The organism is Ramlibacter ginsenosidimutans (assembly GCF_016654015.1).
Taxonomy (GTDB): domain Bacteria; phylum Pseudomonadota; class Gammaproteobacteria; order Burkholderiales; family Burkholderiaceae_C; genus Ramlibacter; species Ramlibacter ginsenosidimutans.
This window is the reverse complement of record NZ_JAEPWM010000002.1, coordinates 660,348-676,166: the sequence shown is the minus strand read 5'-3', so window position 1 is coordinate 676,166 and position 15,819 is coordinate 660,348. Positions and strand designations below refer to the sequence as shown.

Here is a 15,819-nt window from a genome sequence, read left to right as displayed (position 1 = left end):
GCACACCGCGCCTTGACCCCGCCAGCAGGGGGGCTCGCCCGCCGGGCAGTAAAATTCGCGGCTTTGCCTGGCGCGCCGCAGCGCCTCCACTGCCCCTCCGAAGCCATGCCCACAGCCGCAGCCCCCGCCACCCTCGCCCAAGCCGTCGTCTGGGGCGGCCTCGTCCTGGGCCTCGCGCTGGGCGTCGTCGGCCAGTCCACCCGCTTTTGCGTGCGAGGCGCGATCGCCGACTGGGTGCAACTGCGCAGCCCGGGCCGGCTCGTTTCGTGGATGCTGGCCGTCGCGGTCGGCGCCATCGCCGTGCAGGGCCTGGTGAGCGCCGGTGCCTTCGACGCGACGCGCACCATCGGCTGGGGCGAGCGGTTCCCGTGGCTGTCCTACCTGGTGGGTGGCGGCCTGTTCGGCTACGGAATGATCCTGGCCGGCGGCTGCCCCCAGCGCTGCCTGGTGAAGGCGGGCTCGGGCAACCTGAAGGCGCTGCTCACGCTGGTGCTGGTCGCCATCGCCTCGCTGATGACCCTGCGCGGCGCCTTCGCACCGCTGCGCGCGAGCGGACTGGATGCTTTCGCGAACACGCTGGCCGGCTCGCAGGACCTGGGCGCCGTGCTCGCACGCGGCCTCGCCCTGCCCGCCACGCTGCTGCGCTGGCTCATCACTGTCGCGGTCACCGTGGGCGTGCTGGCACTGGCCTGGAAGGTGCGCGCGCAGCTCAAGCCCGCGCACTGGATCGGCGGCATCGCCGTGGGCCTGCTGGTGGCGGCCGCGCTCTACCTCACCGGACACATCGGCTACATCGCGGAGCATCCGGAAACGCTGGAGCCCGCCTGGCTGGGCACGCAATCGAAGCGGCCGGAAGGCCTGTCGTTCGCGGCTCCGCTCGCGCATGCGCTCGACCTGCTGACCTTGTGGACCGACAAGTCCACGGTCGCGACCTTCGGTGTCACGCTGGCGCTGGGCGTGCTGCTCGGCGCGTTCGCGAGCGCCAAGCTGCGCGGCGACTTCCGCCTGGAGTCCTTCCAGACCCCGCGCGAACTCGGCGCGCATGCGGCAGGCGCGGTGCTGATGGGTTTCGGCGGCGTGACGGCCCTGGGCTGCTCGCTGGGCAACGGGGTGACGGGGCTGGCCCTCCTCTCGTCCGGGTCCCTGCTGGCTGTCGCCGGCATCTGCGCCGGCGCCCGCCTTGCATTGGGCCGGCAGCAGCGCGCCCCGGCGGCCTCCCCCACCCTCGCCGCCACCGCAACCTGATCAGTGCTGCGTCACGTCGTCTTCGAATTCGATTTCGAGGACGCACGCGACCAGCGCGTAGACGTGCAACGGGTCCTCGCGTTCGGCCCGATATTCCTCGCCCGCCATCAGGATGACGTCCTTCGGGTCGCCATCGTGCGTCACCCAGGCGCCGCCCCGGTCGCAGCGCAGGACCACGGTCCGGTCAACGTGTTCGAACACGTGCGCCTCACCCTGTTCCAGTTCCACGACGAAGCGGCGCGTCACGCGCGGCAGGCTGCGCAGGCCGGATGCGCGCCCCGTGGGTGCACGGTTGTAGCGCAGCCGTTCGTGCACGAAAGCCAGAGAGTCGTCTTTGTTCATGATCGCTCCTTGCCTGCAGGATGCGGCAAGGCCGGGCAATGGCTGGCCCGCCACGGTCCGGCAGCGCGCGTGGGACCGCCGCTTCGACCCGAGTCAGGCATGCCGCCTCATCCGAGCGGCCGCCGGCCCGCTTGCCCGGGATCGACGGGGTTCCAAGCCTGCTGAGGCAGCCCTGGGACGTGGCAGGGAACGCGCCCGCACGACCGCCGGGCGCAAATGCACGGGCCCGGGGGCTTGCCACTCTTCCCACGGACACGCAGCGGGCGTAGCGTTGCAACAGCCAAGCAGGAGGCCGCCATGAAAGAGCCCACTTCCGACGCCGAACGTGCATTGCGCGACGCGGCCCGCGAGTACCACCGCCTGCCGCGCCACGGCAAGATCTCCGTGACGCCGACCAAGCCGCTGTCGAACCAGCGCGACCTGTCGCTGGCCTATTCTCCCGGCGTCGCCTACCCGTGCCTCGACATCCAGGCAGACCCGTCCAAGGCCGCGGAGTACACCTCGCGCGCCAACCTGGTCGGCGTGATCACCAATGGGACCGCGGTGCTGGGCCTGGGCGACATCGGCCCGCTGGCGGGCAAGCCGGTGATGGAAGGCAAGGCCTGCCTGTTCAAGAAGTTCGCCGGCATCGACGTGTTCGACATCGAACTCGCGGAGCACGACCCGGACAAGCTCGTCGACATCATCGCCGCGCTGGAGCCGACGCTGGGCGGCATCAACCTCGAGGACATCAAGGCGCCCGAGTGCTTCTACATCGAGCGCAAGCTGCGCGAACGCCTGAACATCCCCGTCTTCCACGACGACCAGCACGGCACGGCCATCATCTCGGGCGCGGCGCTGCTGAACGGCCTCGAACTGGTGGGCAAGAAGATCGGCGAGGTGCGGCTGGTGGCCTCGGGTGCCGGCGCCGCGGCGATCGCCTGCCTGGACCTGATGGTGGGGCTCGGGGTGCAGCCCAGGAACATCCATGTGGTCGACTCGAAGGGCGTCGTCTACCAGGGCCGGCCCGGCGGGCTCGATCCGTCCAAGGCGAAGTACGCGCAGGACACCTCGGCGCGCACGCTCGCCGATGTCGTGAAGAACGCGGATGTGTTCCTGGGCTGCTCCACCGCGGGCGTGCTGAGCGTGGAGATGGTCAAGAGCATGGCCGACAAGCCGATCATCCTCGCCCTGGCCAATCCGGAACCGGAGATCCGGCCCGAGCTCGCGCGGCAGGCGCGGCCCGACTGCATCATCGCCACGGGTCGCTCGGACTATCCCAACCAGGTGAACAACGTCCTGTGCTTCCCGTACATCTTCCGCGGCGCACTGGACTGCGGCGCCACCAAGATCACCGAGGCGATGAAGCTCGCCGCCGTGCGCGAGATCGCGCAGCTCGCCAAGGCCGACATCAGCGAGGAAGTGGCGAATGCCTACGCCGGCAAGGAGCTCGCCTTCGGCCCCGACTACATCATCCCCACGCCCTTCGACGCACGCCTCATCCTGCGCATCGCACCGGCGGTGGCGCGGGCGGCGGCGGAGTCGGGCGTCGCCACGCGCCCGATCACGGACTTCGACGCCTACGGCCAGGGCCTCACGCGCTTCGTCTACCAGACCGGCATGATCATGCGGCCGGTGTTCGTGGCTGCGCGCCAGTCGCCGCCGCAGCGCGTGGTCTTTGCCGAGGGCGAGGACGACCGGGTGCTGCGTGCCGCGCAACTTGTGGTGGACGAGAAACTGGCGCAGCCGATCCTGATCGGCCGGCCGAGCGTCATCGAGACCCGTATCGCCAAGGCCGGCCTGCGCATCCGCCTCGGCGCCGACGTGACCTGCGTGAATCCCGAGAGCGACGCGCGCTTCCGCCAGTACTGGGAGACCTACCACCGCCTGATGGGGCGCAACGGCGTCACGCCGGAAGCGGCGAAGGCCGCGGTGCGCCGCTCGAACACGCTGATCGGCGCGCTGGCCTTGCACCTGGGCGATGCCGACGCGATGCTGTGCGGGCTGGTCGGCCGCTTCGAGCAGCACCTGGGCCACGTGCACGATGTCATCGGCGCGCGGGACGGGGAACATTTCGCGACGCTCAATGCCTTGCTGCTGCCGGAACGCACGCTCTTCATCGCGGACACCTATGTCAACGAAGACCCGGACGCGGAGCTGCTGGCCCGCATCGCCCGCATGGCGGCGACCGAGGTGCAGCGCTTCGGCCTGCCGCCGAAGGTAGCCTTCCTGTCGCACAGCAACTACGGCTCGTCCCGGCGCGGCTCGGCGCTCAAGATGCGGCAGGCGCGCGAGCTCTTCATGCGCATGGCGCCGGACGTGGAGTGCGACGGCGAGCTGCAAGGCGACGCCGCGCTGTCGGAGAAGGTGCGCCGCGACAGCCTGATGGACAGCACGCTCACCGGCGAAGCCAACCTGCTGATCTGCCCCAACCTCGACGCCGCCAACATCCTGTTCAACGTGCTGAAGACCACCGGCGGCTCGGGCATCACGGTGGGCCCGATGCTGCTGGGCGCCAAGGCGCCCGTGCACGTGCTCACCCCCTCAGCCACCGTCCGCCGCGTGGTGAACATGACCGCGCTGGTCGCAGCGACTTCAGCGCGGGGCGGGGACGCGTGAGAGCGCACGACCATCAAACCCAACAGCCGGACGCAGAGGACGCAAAGGTTGCGCAGAGGACGCAAAAGAACAGCCATCAAAGGGGTGACGTCCTTCTGCGGTTTTACCTTTGACGGATGTCTTCTGCGCCCTTTCCCTCTTTCGCGACCTCTGCGTCCGGTATTCCGGTTTGATGCCGGTTTGATGTCCCAAAAAGAAAAGGAGCGCCAGAGGCGCTCCAGTGGTGCGGGCCCGAGGGTCCGCGAATTCGATTCTTGTGGTTCCGTTTAGCGCACGCGGCCGCGGCGGAACAGGTTCACGATGGCCAGCAGGATGATCGCGCCGACCAGGGAAACCACGATCGAGCCGATGCTGATGCCCTGGTTGATGGTGCCCACGCCCACCAGCGGGGAGATGAGCCAGCCACCGAGGAAGGCGCCCACGATACCCACGACCACGTTCAGCAGGATGCCCTGCTGGCCGTCAGTACGCATCACGAGGCTCGCCAACCAGCCAACGATACCGCCAATGATCAACCAAATCAGAAAACCCATAGTTGCACTCCTATTGCCGCGAACGGCGTGTTGTTGAAGGTCGGGCCGCGACCCAACCTGGGCCACGTCCACCTGCCCTCGGGAGGGCCGGTGCTGCTCACTATGGGCAAGCGGTTCAAGCGCGGGCGTAGTCGCCCGTAAAGCGAGAGGGTGCGGGGCCGGCTTGTGGGAGCGTCGGACAAAGCCCCACGCGCGCAGCCCGGCAGCGCGCTATGCCGGATTGCGGGCTTCCGGTCGGGCAGGTCGTGCCGACGGTTGAGTGATACTTCTGCTCTGCGGCACCAAACTTGCTTGGCTGGCCGGTCTTCATTCACGAGCACTCCGGAGTACGCAATGCACAAGAGGTCCTTCCTGCAGGCCATGACCACGCTGGCACTCGCGCCCAGCCTTGCCGCGCGCGCGCAGGGCACGACGCCGGTCAAGTTCCAGCTCGATTGGCGCTTCGAGGGACCCGCCGCCTTGTTCCTGCTCCCCGCGGCGAAGGGCTACTTCCGGCAGGCCGGTCTCGACGTGCAGGTCGATGCCGGCACCGGCTCCGGCGCCGCCGTGCAGCGGGTGGCCAGCGGCGCCTACGACATGGGCTTCGCCGACATGGCGGCGCTGATGGAGTTCCACGCCAACAACCCCGATGCGGCCAACAAGCCGGTGGGCGTGATGATGGTCTACAACAACACGCCGGCCGCGGTGATGGCGCTGCGCAAGTCCGGCATCAGGACGCCCAAGGACTTGCAGGGCAGGAAGCTCGGCGCGCCCGTGTTCGACGCCGGACGCCGCGGCTTCCCCATCTTCCAGAAGGCGAACCAGATCGGCCCCGTCACCTGGGTGTCCATGGACCCGCCGCTGCGCGAGACCATGCTGGCTCGCGGGGACGTCGACGCGATCACCGGCTTCTCCTTCACGTCGCTGCTGAACCTGGAGGCGCGCGGCGTGAAGCCACAGGACGTGGTCACCTTCATGTACCCGCAGTACGGCGTGAAGCTGTATGGCAACGTGATCATCGCGAGCCCGAAGTTGATCAAGGAGAACCCGCAAGCGATCAAGGCGTTCCTCACCGCGTTCGCCCGCGGCGCGAAGGAGGTGCTGGCGCAACCCGGCGACGCCGTGCAGTACCTGAAGCAGCGTGACGGCATCATCGACACCAAGCTGGAAGACCGCCGGCTGAAGATGGCGATCAACGACGTCGTGGCCAGTCCCGACGCTTACGCCGAGGGCTTCGGCCAGGTGAACCCCGCGCGCCTGTCGCTGATGGCCTCGCAGGTCTCCGACGCCTTCGGGACGAAGACGCGCGTGAACCCCGACGCGGTGTGGAACGGCTCCTTCCTGCCCGCGAAGGCGGACCTCAACGTGCTGCCGACCAAGAAGTGAGCGCGCCTGCCGCCACGGCCTTCATCGACTTCCGCGACGTCTGGCTCGCCTACAACGACCAGTTCCTGCGCGAGGGTCACTTCGCGGTGGAGGCGATCGACCTGCAGGTGCAGCAGGGAGAGTTCATCGCGATCGTGGGGCCGTCGGGCTGCGGCAAGTCCACCTTCATGAAACTGGCCACCGGCTTGCGGCCGCCGTCGCGCGGCCGCATCCTGATCGACGGGCAGCCCGTGAACGGTCCCCTGAAGATCTCGGGCATGGCCTTCCAGGCGCCGTCGCTGCTGCCCTGGCGCACGACGCTGGACAACGTGCTGCTGCCGCTGGAGATCGTCGAGCCGTACCGGCAGCAGTTCAAGCAGAAGCGGCGCGAATATGCCGAGCGCGCCCGCGTCCTGCTCGCGAAGGTGGGCCTCGCCGGCTACGAGGACAAGTTCCCCTGGCAGCTTTCCGGCGGCATGCAGCAGCGCGCGAGCATCTGTCGCGCGCTGATCCACGAGCCCAAGATGCTGCTGCTCGACGAACCGTTCGGCGCGCTCGATGCCTTCACGCGCGAAGAGCTGTGGTGCACGCTGCGGGACCTCTGGGCCGAGCAGCGCTTCAACGTCGTCCTGGTCACGCACGACCTGCGCGAGTCGGTGTTTCTGGCCGACAAGGTGTACGTGATGAGCAAGAGCCCGGGACGTTTCGTCGTGCGCCGCGACATCGCATTGCCGCGTCCGCGCGAGCTGGAAATCACCTACACGCGCGAGTTCACGGACATCGTGCACGAGTTGCGCGGACACATCGGCGCGATCCGCCGCAGCTCCGACGGGTCGCCCGCCGGGAGCGTGGGCGGCCAAGATTCCGGCGCGGAGGTGGCGCAGTGAACAGCCGGCGCCGCATGGAACGCTGGGCACCCGTGCTGCTGTTGCTCGCGGTCCTGATCCTCTGGCAGGTGATCGTGCTGGCCTTCGGCATTCCAGACTACCTGTTTCCCAGCCCGTGGCAGATCGCGCAGCAGATGGTGGAATTCCGCGGTCCGCTGCTCGTCGCTTCCTGGGCCACGTTCTGGGTGACGATGGTGGGCTTCGCCATCGCGATCGTGGTGGGCGTGCTGCTCGGCTTCCTCATCGGGTCCTCGCGCGTCGCGTATGCGGCCGTGTATCCGCTCATGGTGGGCTTCAACGCGGTGCCCAAGGCGGCCATCGTGCCCATCCTGGTGGTCTGGTTCGGCATCGGGCTCGGCCCCGGCATCATCACGGCCTTCCTGATCTCCTTCTTCCCGATCATGGTGAACATCGCCACGGGACTGGCGACGCTGGAGCCGGAGCTCGAGGACGTGCTGCGCGTGCTGGGTGCGCGCCGCTGGGACGTGCTGCTGAAGGTCGGGCTGCCGCGGTCGATGCCGTACTTCTACGGCTCGCTCAAGATCGCCATCACGCTCGCCTTCGTGGGCACGGTGCTGGCGGAGATGACGGCCGGCGACAGCGGCATCGGCAACCTCATCCAGACCGCGGGCAGCCAGCAGCGCCTGCCCCTGGCCTTCGCGGGCCTGGTGGTGATCAGCATCATGGCGATGGCGATGTACGAGTTGTTCAGCGCGATCGAGAAGCGCACGACCGGCTGGGCGCATCGCGGCTCGCAGGCGCAGTAGCCCGACACACCCGCCATGTCCTGGCACGCGCGCCTGTCGCTCCACTACACGCGTGAAGGCGAGCGCAGCGTCGCGCGCTTCCGCCACGACGGGCCGCTGCGCATCCTGCAAAGCCTCTGGCCCGAGGGCGATGGCGTCTGCCACAACGTGCTGGTCCATCCGCCGGGCGGCCTCGTGGCGGGGGACACGCTGCAGGTCGAGGTCCGTGCGGGCGCAGGCAGTCACGGCCTGGTCACCACGCCGGGCGCGTCGCGCTTCTACCGCAGCGAGGGCGCAGCGGCCGTGCAGGACGTGCGCATCCACGTGGAGGGCGGCGCGCGCCTCGAGTGGCTGCCGCTGGAAGCGCTCTACTACAGCGGCTGCCAGGCGGAGAACCGGCTGCGCATGCAGCTGGACCGCGGCGCCGAGCTGATCGGCTGGGATGTCGCCGCGCTGGGCTTGCCGCAGGCGCGGCTGCCCTTCGTTCGCGGCAATGTGCTGCAGCACATCGAACTGCAGGACGCCTGGCTGGAGCGCGGCCGCATCGCGGCAGGGGATGCGCGGCTGCTCGACGGACCGCTGGGCCTCGCGGGGCATCGCTGCCTCGCGAGCCTCTTCTTCGCCAGTGGCGAGGAGATCCCGCGTGCCCGGCGGGAAGCTCTGCTGGATGCTGCGCGCGCCGCCATCGAAGGGCACCCGCTGGCCACCAGCGCCGGCGCAACCGCACCCGCCGCGCGCGTGGTCGTGGTCCGCGTGCTCGCCCCGCTGGTCGAGCCGGCTCTGCAGTTGTTGCGTGCGGTGCGCCGCGCCTGGCGCCCGCTGGCCTGGCAACTACCTGCGGACGAGCCGCGCGGCTGGACCATCTAGCGCGGGCTACGCGCATCTAGGTCACGTCCTACCCGGCCTTGGGAGGCCGGGATCCCCCTGCAGCGTCTCTCTCCGGCAGCCCGCAGGTGCCCGCTCGCCCACACTGATCCCAGTTCAACGGATTCCAAGGAGCCAGATCATGATCAAGACGGACCGGTCGCTCACGAGCCTGATGTCCTTCGGCGCCGCCGCCTTGCTGGCCGTCGGTGCCGCCACCGCGCAGGTCGCCTTCGCTGCAGGTACCAGCGACGCGGCGTTCCCCGGTGCGTCGGCTATCGACAGCAGCGGCAACTACCAGTCGGAAGTGCAGGCTTGCATGAGCGGCAAGACCCAGCAAGACCGTGACACCTGCCTGAAGGAAGCGCGCAATGCCCGCGCCGACAAGCAGCGCGGCGTGCTCGAGACCCAGGGCAACAACCTGGAGGCGAACGCGATGAATCGCTGCGAGGTGTTCCAGTCCGGCGAGGACAAGGCGGCCTGCGAAGCGCGTGTGCTGGGTTACGGCAACGTGCAGGGCTCCGTCGCCGGCGGCGGCCTGGTGCGCGAGTCCGAGACCGTGGTGCTGCCACCCGGCAAGGACTCCGTGATCATCGAACCCAAGACCGACAACCCGCTGATCCTGGTGCCGGCGAACTGAACGGCCTCTTCCGCCAGCCGCCGCTGCGGACTGGCGCTCGTCCTACCGCGACGACCCGCGCGAGCTGCGAAGCTCGGGCGGGTCGTTTCGCTTTGATGGAGAACGCACATGGACACGACGAAAGACGAAGGACGCAAGAAGGGACCCGGCGAGGCGCAGGGCGACGGCGAGGCCAGGCATGGCTACCGCAACGAGGTGAGCTGGGACGGCGGCGAGGGCCGGCAGCCCTACACGAACCGCGGTGACGTCGAACAGGGAGCCGACGCGCTGCCGGAGGCCGAGGCGGGCAACGAGGGTGACGTGGCGGGGCGCAACGTCGAACAGCTGCGCGAGGTCAAGGAAAAGCCCGATCGGCCCGTGCAGCAGTCGCCGCGCAAGGCCTGATCGGGCCGGGTTGGCTGCGGCGCCTCAGATGACGTGGAACAGCATCAGCAGGACCACGACAACGAGCGGAACGCCCAGGAGCCAGAGGATGACAGGCATGGTTTTCTCCCTTGGTGAACAACTGCCTCCACCTTAGGGGAGTCCCCTCGCCGGCCATGACGGGCGGAGGAGCTTGCTGCGGTAGGAAGCCGCCGTCGGGGCTCAGATGGCCACCAGCTGCCGCACGCCGTCCGCTTCCATGTCCTTGCCGCGGCCGCGCGCGATGACCTCGCCGCGCTGCATCACCGCATACGCATCCGCGAGCTCCTGCGCGAAGTCGTAGTACTGCTCCACCAGCAGGATGGCCATGCTGCCGCGGTCGGCCAGCATGCGGATCACGCGGCCGATGTCCTTGATGATGCTGGGCTGGATGCCTTCGGTCGGCTCGTCCAGCACGAGGAGCCTGGGCTTCGCAGCGAGCGCGCGCGCAATGGCGAGCTGCTGCTGCTGTCCGCCGGAGAGATCGCCGCCGCGCCGGTGCAGCATCTGCTTCAGCACGGGAAAGAGCTCGAACAGTTCCGCGGGAATGGGCGTGCCCGCCGGCTGCGTCGCGAGGCTCATGCGCAGGTTCTCCTCCACCGACAGCCGCGCGAAGATCTCGCGGCCTTGCGGCACGAACCCGATGCCTGCGCGGGCTCGCTGGTAAGGTGTGAGCCCCTGGATCGCCTGGCCTTCCAGGGCGATGCTGCCGTCCTTGATCGGGACGAGCCCCATCAGCGACTTGAGCAAGGTCGTCTTGCCCACGCCATTGCGCCCGAGGATCACCGTCACCTCACCGGTCTTCGCCTCGAGGCTCACGTCCCGCAGGATGTGCGAGCCGCCATAGTACTGGTTGATGTTCTTGATGGTCAGCATGGGTGGCCTTGTGAAGCTTGGGCGGTGATGGGGCAGGAGAACGCAGAGGACGCAAAGGTTTCGCAGAGGACGCAGAGGAACATCCTTTCATGGTTTCTTCTGCGTCCTCTGCGTAACCTCTGCGCACTCTGCGTTCCCTTGCTCGTTCAACGCCCGAGGTACACCTCGATCACGCGCTCATCGCCCTGTACCTGCTGCAGCGTGCCCTCCGCGAGCACGGAGCCTTCGTGCAGCACGGTGACTTTCTCGGAGATGGCCTGGATGAAGCTCATGTCGTGCTCCACCACCATCAGCGAGTGCTTGCCCTTGAGCGACAGGAACAGTTCGGCCGTGCGTTCGGTTTCTTCGTCGGTCATGCCGGCGACCGGCTCGTCGAGCAGCAGCAGCTTCGGGTCCTGCATCAGCAGCATCCCGATCTCCAGCCACTGCTTCTGGCCGTGGCTCAGGTTGCCGGCTTGGCGGTTCACGCTGTCGGCGAGGTGGATCGTGCGCAGCACCTGCGCGAGGCGGTCGCGGTCCTCCGAGGAGGCCTGGAAGAAGACCGACGCCGGCACGCGCTTGTCGGTCTTCAGCGCCAGCTCCAGGTTCTCGAACACCGTGAGCTGCTCGAACACCGTGGGCTTCTGGAACTTGCGGCCGATGCCCATCCCGGCGATCTCGGCTTCCTTGTAGCGCAGCAGGTCGATCGTGCTGCCGAAGAAGACGCTGCCCGCGTCCGGCCGGGTCTTGCCCGTGATGATGTCCATCATCGTGGTCTTGCCCGCGCCGTTGGGGCCGATGATGCAGCGCAGCTCGCCGGGCGCGATGTCCAGCGAGAGCTTGTTGATGGCGCGAAAGCCGTCGAAGCTCACGCTCACGTCGTCCAGGTACAGGATGCGACCGTGCGCCACGTCCACTTCGCCGGGCACCACGGGCCGGCCGCCCGCGGCGGCGCGTCCGCCCGACTCGGTCTTGTCGCGCGCGGCCAGCGCCGCATAGGCGGACACGCGCCGCGCGCCTTCTTCCATCAGCTCCGGCGTCATGCCTTCTTCCCCAGCTTCTTCACCAGGCCGACGACGCCTTCCGGCAGGAACAGCGTGACCGCGATGAACAGGCCGCCCAGGAAGTACAGCCAGAACTCCGGCGCCGTCACCGTGAGCCAGCTCTTGGCGCCGTTCACGATGAAGGCGCCGACGATGGGGCCCACCAGCGTGGCGCGGCCGCCGACCGCGGCCCAGATCGCGATCTCGATCGAGTTGGCCGGGCTCATCTCGCCGGGATTGATGATGCCGACCTGCGGCACGTAGAGCGCGCCGGCGACGCCGCACATCACGGCGCTGAGTGTCCAGATCGCGAGCTTGTAGCCGACCGGCGAGTAGCCGCAGAACATGACGCGCGACTCGGCATCGCGGATCGCCTGCAGCACGCGACCGAACTTGCTGGCGACCAGGAAGCGCGCCAGCAGGAAGAAGGCCAGCAGCACGACGCCGGTCGCGACGAAGAGCGTCATGCGCGTCTGCGGCGTCGCGATCGCGATGCCCACGATGCGCTTGAAGTCGGTGAAGCCGTTGTTGCCGCCGAAGCCGGTCTCGTTGCGGAAGAACAGCAGCATGGCCGCGAAGGTGAGGGCCTGCGTGATGATCGAGAAATACACGCCCTTGATGCGCGAGCGGAAGGCGAAGTAGCCGAACACGAAGGCGACCAGCGCCGGCACCGCGACGATCAGGATGCAGGTGGCGAGGAAGCTGTCGGAGAAGGTCCAGTGCCAGGGCAGCGCCTTCCAGTCCAGGAACACCATGAAGTCCGGCAGGTCGCTGTGGTAGTTGCCGTCGCGGCCGATCTGCCGCATCAGGTACATGCCCATCGCATAGCCGCCGAGCGCGAAGAACAGGCCGTGCCCGAGCGACAGGATGCCCGTGTAGCCCCAGATCAGGTCCATGGCCAGCGCGCAGATCGCGTAGCACATGATCTTGCCGACGAGTGCCACCGCGTAGTCGCTCATGTGGAACGGGCTCGCCGCGGGCACGACGAGATTGAGCACCGGAGCGAGCGCGCAGACGGCGAGCAGGGCGAGGAGGAAAGCGGTCCAGCCGGTCCTGGTGAGCAGGGACGCGCGCTTCGGGAGCACGACTTCCTCTCTCCCCCTCTGGGGGAGGGTTGGGGTGGGGGCGCTCCCGCCCGCAGCGAGCGCCGAAGCGCCCCCACCCTGCCCTCCCCCAGAGGGGGAGGGTTCCAGAGGCCCTGCCCCAAGGGATGCGGGTTCCTTCCTGTCCACCAAACCATCAGGAGGCAACACCGCGCTCATGCTTCCGCACTCCTGCCCTTGACCGCGAACAGGCCTTGCGGCCGCTTCTGGATGAAGACGACGATGAACACCAGCACGGCGATCTTCGCCAGCACCGCGCCCGCCCAGCCCTCGATGAACTTGTTCAGGATGCCCAGGCCCAGTGCCGCGTACACCGTGCCGGCCAGCTGGCCGACGCCACCGAGCACGACCACCATGAACGAATCGACGATGTAGGCCTGGCCGAGGTCGGGGCCCACGTTGCCGATCTGGCTGAGCGCGCAGCCCGCGAGGCCCGCGATGCCGGAGCCGAGCGCGAAGGCGTAGGTATCCACGCGCGCCGTGTTCACGCCCATGCAGGAGGCGATGGGCCGGTTCTGCGTGACACCGCGCACGAACAGGCCCAGGCGCGTGCGCGAGACCAGCAGCGCCATGCCCGCGAGCACGGCGAACGCGAAGGCGACGATGATGATGCGGTTCCAGGGCAGCTGCAGGTTGCCCATGACGAGGCCGCCGCTCATCCAGCTCGGGTTCTCGACACCGACGTTCTGCGCACCGAACACCGAGCGCACCAGCTGCTGCAGCATCAGGCTGATGCCCCAGGTGGCCAGCAGCGTCTCCAGCGGCCGGCCGTACAGGAATCGGATGACGCCGCGCTCAAGGATCGCACCCATGGCGGCGGAGGCGAGGAAGGAGGCAGGCACGGCGGCCAGCAGGTACCAGTCGAAGGCGCCGGGCAGGTATTTCCGGAACAGCCCCTGCACCACGTAGGTCGCGTAGGCGCCGATCATCATCAGCTCGCCGTGCGCCATGTTGATGACGCCCATGAGGCCGTAGGTGATCGCCAGCCCCAGGGCGACGAGCAGCAGGATCGAACCCAGGCTGATGCCGGAGAACACGGCGGCGGCGCGCTCGCTCCAGGCGAGCGAGGCTTCCACCTGGCGCAGCGAGGCCTGCAGCGCGCTCTTCACGCCAGGGTCCGCTTCGTCCTTCAGCCGCTGCAGCAGCAGGCTGCGGGTCGCGGTGCTGTGGCTCTCCGCCAGCAGGCGCGCCGCGTCCAGCCGCCTGGCCGGGTCGGACGACGAGAGCAAGGCCGCGGCGCGCACCAATCCGAGCTGCTCCTTGATCGCGGCGTCGTGTTCGGCGGCGTAGGCCTTCTCGATCAGCGGCAGCCGCGATTCGTCCGGATCCTTCTGCAGCTCGGCGACGGCGGCGGCACGCAGCTTCGCGTCGGGGGAAAAGAGCTTGAGGGCGGCGATGGCGGTATCCAGCTCGCCGCGCATGCGGTTGTTGCTCACCACGTCCTCGGCGTCGTCGGGCAGCTTCGTTTCCGCGCCGGTGACCGGGTCGGTCGCCTTGCCGTCGTGCACGACGTAGGGCTTGCCGGTCGCGGTCTTCACCGCCTCGTCGGCCAGCGCCTGGATGAACGCGGCGGTCTTCTCGTCGGCATGCGCCACGGCCTTTCCGAGCGCCGCGATGCGGTCGTCGGTCTCGCCGATGGCGATGCCCCTGGCTTCTTCGGGAGTGAGCGCGTGCGCGGCGCCGGCCGCGAGTAGTGCGAGCAGGAGGAACAGTCTGTGGATCATGAGGAACCTGGAGGGTGGGCAGCACGCTGCCCACGCTGCAGTGCCCTGGTCTTGCTCCCTCCCCCTCTGGGGGAGGGCTGGGGTGGGGGCGCCCCGGACATGCCCCACCCCGAACCTCCCCCCGGAGGGGGGAGGGAGGAAGAAGGTCAGAGCTTCGTCTTGCCGTCCGGCTCGTCCTTCTTCTTGTCGTTGCCTTCGATGTAAGGAGACCAGGGCTTGGCCTTGATCGGGCCCGGGGTCTTCCACACGACGTTGAACTGGCCGTCGGACTTCACTTCGCCGATGAACACCGGCTTGTGCAGGTGGTGGTTCTTGGGGTCCATCTCCGCCGTGAAGCCGGAGGGCGCCTTGAAGGTCTGGCCGGCCATCGCGGCGATCACCTTGTCGGTGTCGGTGGACTTGGCCTTCTCCACCGCCTGGGCCCACATGTGCACGCCGATCCAGGTCGCTTCCATCGGGTCGTTGGTCAGCGGCTTGTCCTTGTGGCCGGGAATGTTCTTGGCCTTGGCGTACGCGCTCCACTCCTTGATGAACGCCGCGTTGGTCGGGTTCTTGATGGACATGAAGTAGTTCCAGGCGGCCAGGTGGCCCACCAGCGGCTTGGTGTCGACGCCGCGCAGTTCTTCCTCGCCGACGGAGAAGGCCACCACCGGCACGTCCCTGGCCTTGAGGCCCGCGTTGCCCAGCTCCTTGTAGAAGGGCACGTTGGAGTCGCCGTTGATGGTGGAGATCACCGCCGTCTTCTTGCCCTCGCTGGAGAACTTCTTGATCTTGGCGATGATGGTCTGGTAGTCGCTGTGGCCGAAGGGCGTGTACTCCTCCATGATGTCCGCGTCGGCCACGCCCTTGGAGTGCAGGAAGGAGCGCAGGATCTTGTTGGTCGTGCGCGGGTACACGTAGTCGGTGCCCAGCAGCACGAAGCGCTTGGCGCCGCCGCCGTCCTTGGACATCAGGTATTCCACGGCCGGGATCGCCTGCTGGTTCGGCGCCGCGCCCGTGTAGAACACGTTCTTGGACAGCTCCTCGCCTTCGTACTGCACCGGGTAGAACAGCAGGCCGTTCAGTTCCTCGACCACCGGCAGCACGGACTTGCGCGACACCGAGGTCCAGCAGCCGAAGATGACGGCCACCTTGTCCTGCGTCAGCAGCTGCTTGGTCTTCTCGGCGAACAGCGGCCAGTTGGAAGCCGGGTCGACCACCACGGGCTCGAGCTTCTTGCCGAGCACGCCGCCCTTGGCGTTGATGTCGTCGATCGCCATCAGGACCGTGTCCTTCAGGACGCTCTCCGAGATGGCCATGGTGCCGGACAGGCTGTGCAGGACGCCGACCTTGATCGTGTCGTCGGCAGCGAAGGCGGGCAGGCCGACGCTGGCCAGCGCGACGGCGGCAGTGAGGGCCTGGAGGATAAAGCGACGTTGCATGCGGGCTCCGTGTGGTGAGTGGGAAGGGACAGGCTCATGCTAGGGAGCGCATCCCGCCCGGGCCATACGACA

The 15,819-nt window shown here is 68.2% G+C and carries 15 protein-coding genes; 8 read left to right on the top strand and 7 right to left on the bottom strand.

The window, feature by feature from the left end; translation table 11 throughout:
* The first annotated feature begins 105 nt into the window (after positions 1 to 105).
* Positions 106 to 1,245 (top strand): YeeE/YedE family protein, encoded by a 1,140-nt coding sequence (locus JJB11_RS09275; protein ID WP_201168879.1) that lies wholly within the window; start codon positions 106 to 108, stop codon positions 1,243 to 1,245.
* Here the strand turns inward: JJB11_RS09275 and JJB11_RS09270 are convergent, their stop codons facing one another.
* On the bottom strand, positions 1,246 to 1,587 hold the full coding sequence (locus JJB11_RS09270; protein WP_201168876.1) for a DUF2917 domain-containing protein: 342 nt from the start codon (positions 1,585 to 1,587) through the stop codon (positions 1,246 to 1,248).
* Between the two features lie 297 nt (positions 1,588 to 1,884).
* Between JJB11_RS09270 and JJB11_RS09265 the strand changes: the two genes are divergently transcribed.
* Positions 1,885 to 4,185 (top strand): NADP-dependent malic enzyme, encoded by a 2,301-nt coding sequence (locus JJB11_RS09265; protein WP_201168863.1) that lies wholly within the window; start codon positions 1,885 to 1,887, stop codon positions 4,183 to 4,185.
* 266 nt (positions 4,186 to 4,451) lie between these two features.
* Here JJB11_RS09265 and JJB11_RS09260 read toward each other — a convergent pair whose 3' ends face one another.
* On the bottom strand, positions 4,452 to 4,718 hold the full coding sequence (locus tag JJB11_RS09260) for a GlsB/YeaQ/YmgE family stress response membrane protein (protein ID WP_201168861.1): 267 nt from the start codon (positions 4,716 to 4,718) through the stop codon (positions 4,452 to 4,454).
* 333 nt (positions 4,719 to 5,051) lie between these two features.
* Here JJB11_RS09260 and JJB11_RS09255 point away from each other — a divergent pair, with 333 nt between their 5' ends.
* From JJB11_RS09255 to JJB11_RS09230, 6 genes are all read left to right on the top strand, one after another.
* Positions 5,052 to 6,083, top strand: a complete 1,032-nt coding sequence (locus JJB11_RS09255; RefSeq protein ID WP_201168859.1) for an ABC transporter substrate-binding protein — start codon at positions 5,052 to 5,054, stop codon at positions 6,081 to 6,083.
* Positions 6,080 to 6,949, top strand: a complete 870-nt coding sequence (locus JJB11_RS09250; protein ID WP_201168843.1) for an ATP-binding cassette domain-containing protein — start codon at positions 6,080 to 6,082, stop codon at positions 6,947 to 6,949. The genes JJB11_RS09255 and JJB11_RS09250 overlap by 4 nt, the downstream gene beginning before the upstream one ends.
* A gap of 14 nt (positions 6,950 to 6,963) precedes the next feature.
* Positions 6,964 to 7,716, top strand: a complete 753-nt coding sequence (locus JJB11_RS09245) for an ABC transporter permease (RefSeq protein ID WP_201169189.1) — start codon at positions 6,964 to 6,966, stop codon at positions 7,714 to 7,716.
* Positions 7,717 to 7,731: 15 nt separating this feature from the next.
* Positions 7,732 to 8,562 (top strand): urease accessory protein UreD, encoded by an 831-nt coding sequence (locus JJB11_RS09240; protein WP_201168841.1) that lies wholly within the window; start codon positions 7,732 to 7,734, stop codon positions 8,560 to 8,562.
* 139 nt (positions 8,563 to 8,701) lie between these two features.
* Positions 8,702 to 9,199 (top strand): hypothetical protein, encoded by a 498-nt coding sequence (locus JJB11_RS09235; protein ID WP_201168829.1) that lies wholly within the window; start codon positions 8,702 to 8,704, stop codon positions 9,197 to 9,199.
* Positions 9,200 to 9,307: 108 nt separating this feature from the next.
* The gene (locus JJB11_RS09230) at positions 9,308 to 9,583 is read left to right on the top strand and encodes a hypothetical protein (protein WP_201168826.1); all 276 of its coding nucleotides are present in this window, start codon (positions 9,308 to 9,310) and stop codon (positions 9,581 to 9,583) included.
* A gap of 201 nt (positions 9,584 to 9,784) precedes the next feature.
* On the opposite strand, the gene urtE is transcribed toward JJB11_RS09230, so the two are convergent.
* From urtE to urtA, 5 genes are all read right to left on the bottom strand, one after another.
* Entirely contained in the window at positions 9,785 to 10,477 is a 693-nt protein-coding gene (urtE, locus tag JJB11_RS09225) for an urea ABC transporter ATP-binding subunit UrtE (protein ID WP_201168824.1), read from the bottom strand.
* Between the two features lie 146 nt (positions 10,478 to 10,623).
* A complete protein-coding gene (gene urtD / locus JJB11_RS09220) occupies positions 10,624 to 11,499 on the bottom strand; it encodes an urea ABC transporter ATP-binding protein UrtD (RefSeq protein ID WP_201168819.1) in 876 nt (291 codons plus the stop codon).
* The gene (gene urtC, locus JJB11_RS09215; RefSeq protein ID WP_201964719.1) at positions 11,496 to 12,584 is read right to left on the bottom strand and encodes an urea ABC transporter permease subunit UrtC; all 1,089 of its coding nucleotides are present in this window, start codon (positions 12,582 to 12,584) and stop codon (positions 11,496 to 11,498) included. The genes urtD and urtC overlap by 4 nt, the downstream gene beginning before the upstream one ends.
* 173 nt (positions 12,585 to 12,757) lie before the next feature.
* A complete protein-coding gene (gene urtB / locus JJB11_RS09210) occupies positions 12,758 to 14,326 on the bottom strand; it encodes an urea ABC transporter permease subunit UrtB (protein ID WP_201168813.1) in 1,569 nt (522 codons plus the stop codon).
* A 146-nt stretch (positions 14,327 to 14,472) separates the two neighbouring features.
* Positions 14,473 to 15,747 carry an urea ABC transporter substrate-binding protein gene (gene urtA / locus JJB11_RS09205; RefSeq protein WP_201168811.1) on the bottom strand — a complete coding sequence of 425 codons (1,275 nt, stop codon included), beginning with the start codon at positions 15,745 to 15,747 and terminating at the stop codon, positions 14,473 to 14,475.
* Positions 15,748 to 15,819 lie beyond the last annotated feature (72 nt).

Excerpts from the sequence above, each read along its gene's own strand:
- JJB11_RS09255 (WP_201168859.1), top strand. The coding sequence starts at position 5,052 with ATGCACAAGAGGTCCTTCCTGCAGGCCATGACCACGCTGGCACTCGCG.
- JJB11_RS09270 (WP_201168876.1), bottom strand. The coding sequence starts at position 1,587 with ATGAACAAAGACGACTCTCTGGCTTTCGTGCACGAACGGCTGCGCTAC.
- urtB (WP_201168813.1), bottom strand. The coding sequence starts at position 14,326 with ATGATCCACAGACTGTTCCTCCTGCTCGCACTACTCGCGGCCGGCGCC.
- urtE (WP_201168824.1), bottom strand. The coding sequence starts at position 10,477 with ATGCTGACCATCAAGAACATCAACCAGTACTATGGCGGCTCGCACATC.
- JJB11_RS09260 (WP_201168861.1), bottom strand. The coding sequence starts at position 4,718 with ATGGGTTTTCTGATTTGGTTGATCATTGGCGGTATCGTTGGCTGGTTG.
- urtD (WP_201168819.1), bottom strand. The coding sequence starts at position 11,499 with ATGACGCCGGAGCTGATGGAAGAAGGCGCGCGGCGCGTGTCCGCCTAT.
- JJB11_RS09240 (WP_201168841.1), top strand. The coding sequence starts at position 7,732 with ATGTCCTGGCACGCGCGCCTGTCGCTCCACTACACGCGTGAAGGCGAG.
- urtA (WP_201168811.1), bottom strand. The coding sequence starts at position 15,747 with ATGCAACGTCGCTTTATCCTCCAGGCCCTCACTGCCGCCGTCGCGCTG.
- JJB11_RS09245 (WP_201169189.1), top strand. The coding sequence starts at position 6,964 with ATGGAACGCTGGGCACCCGTGCTGCTGTTGCTCGCGGTCCTGATCCTC.
- JJB11_RS09265 (WP_201168863.1), top strand. The coding sequence starts at position 1,885 with ATGAAAGAGCCCACTTCCGACGCCGAACGTGCATTGCGCGACGCGGCC.
- JJB11_RS09275 (WP_201168879.1), top strand. The coding sequence starts at position 106 with ATGCCCACAGCCGCAGCCCCCGCCACCCTCGCCCAAGCCGTCGTCTGG.
- JJB11_RS09230 (WP_201168826.1), top strand. The coding sequence starts at position 9,308 with ATGGACACGACGAAAGACGAAGGACGCAAGAAGGGACCCGGCGAGGCG.
- JJB11_RS09235 (WP_201168829.1), top strand. The coding sequence starts at position 8,702 with ATGATCAAGACGGACCGGTCGCTCACGAGCCTGATGTCCTTCGGCGCC.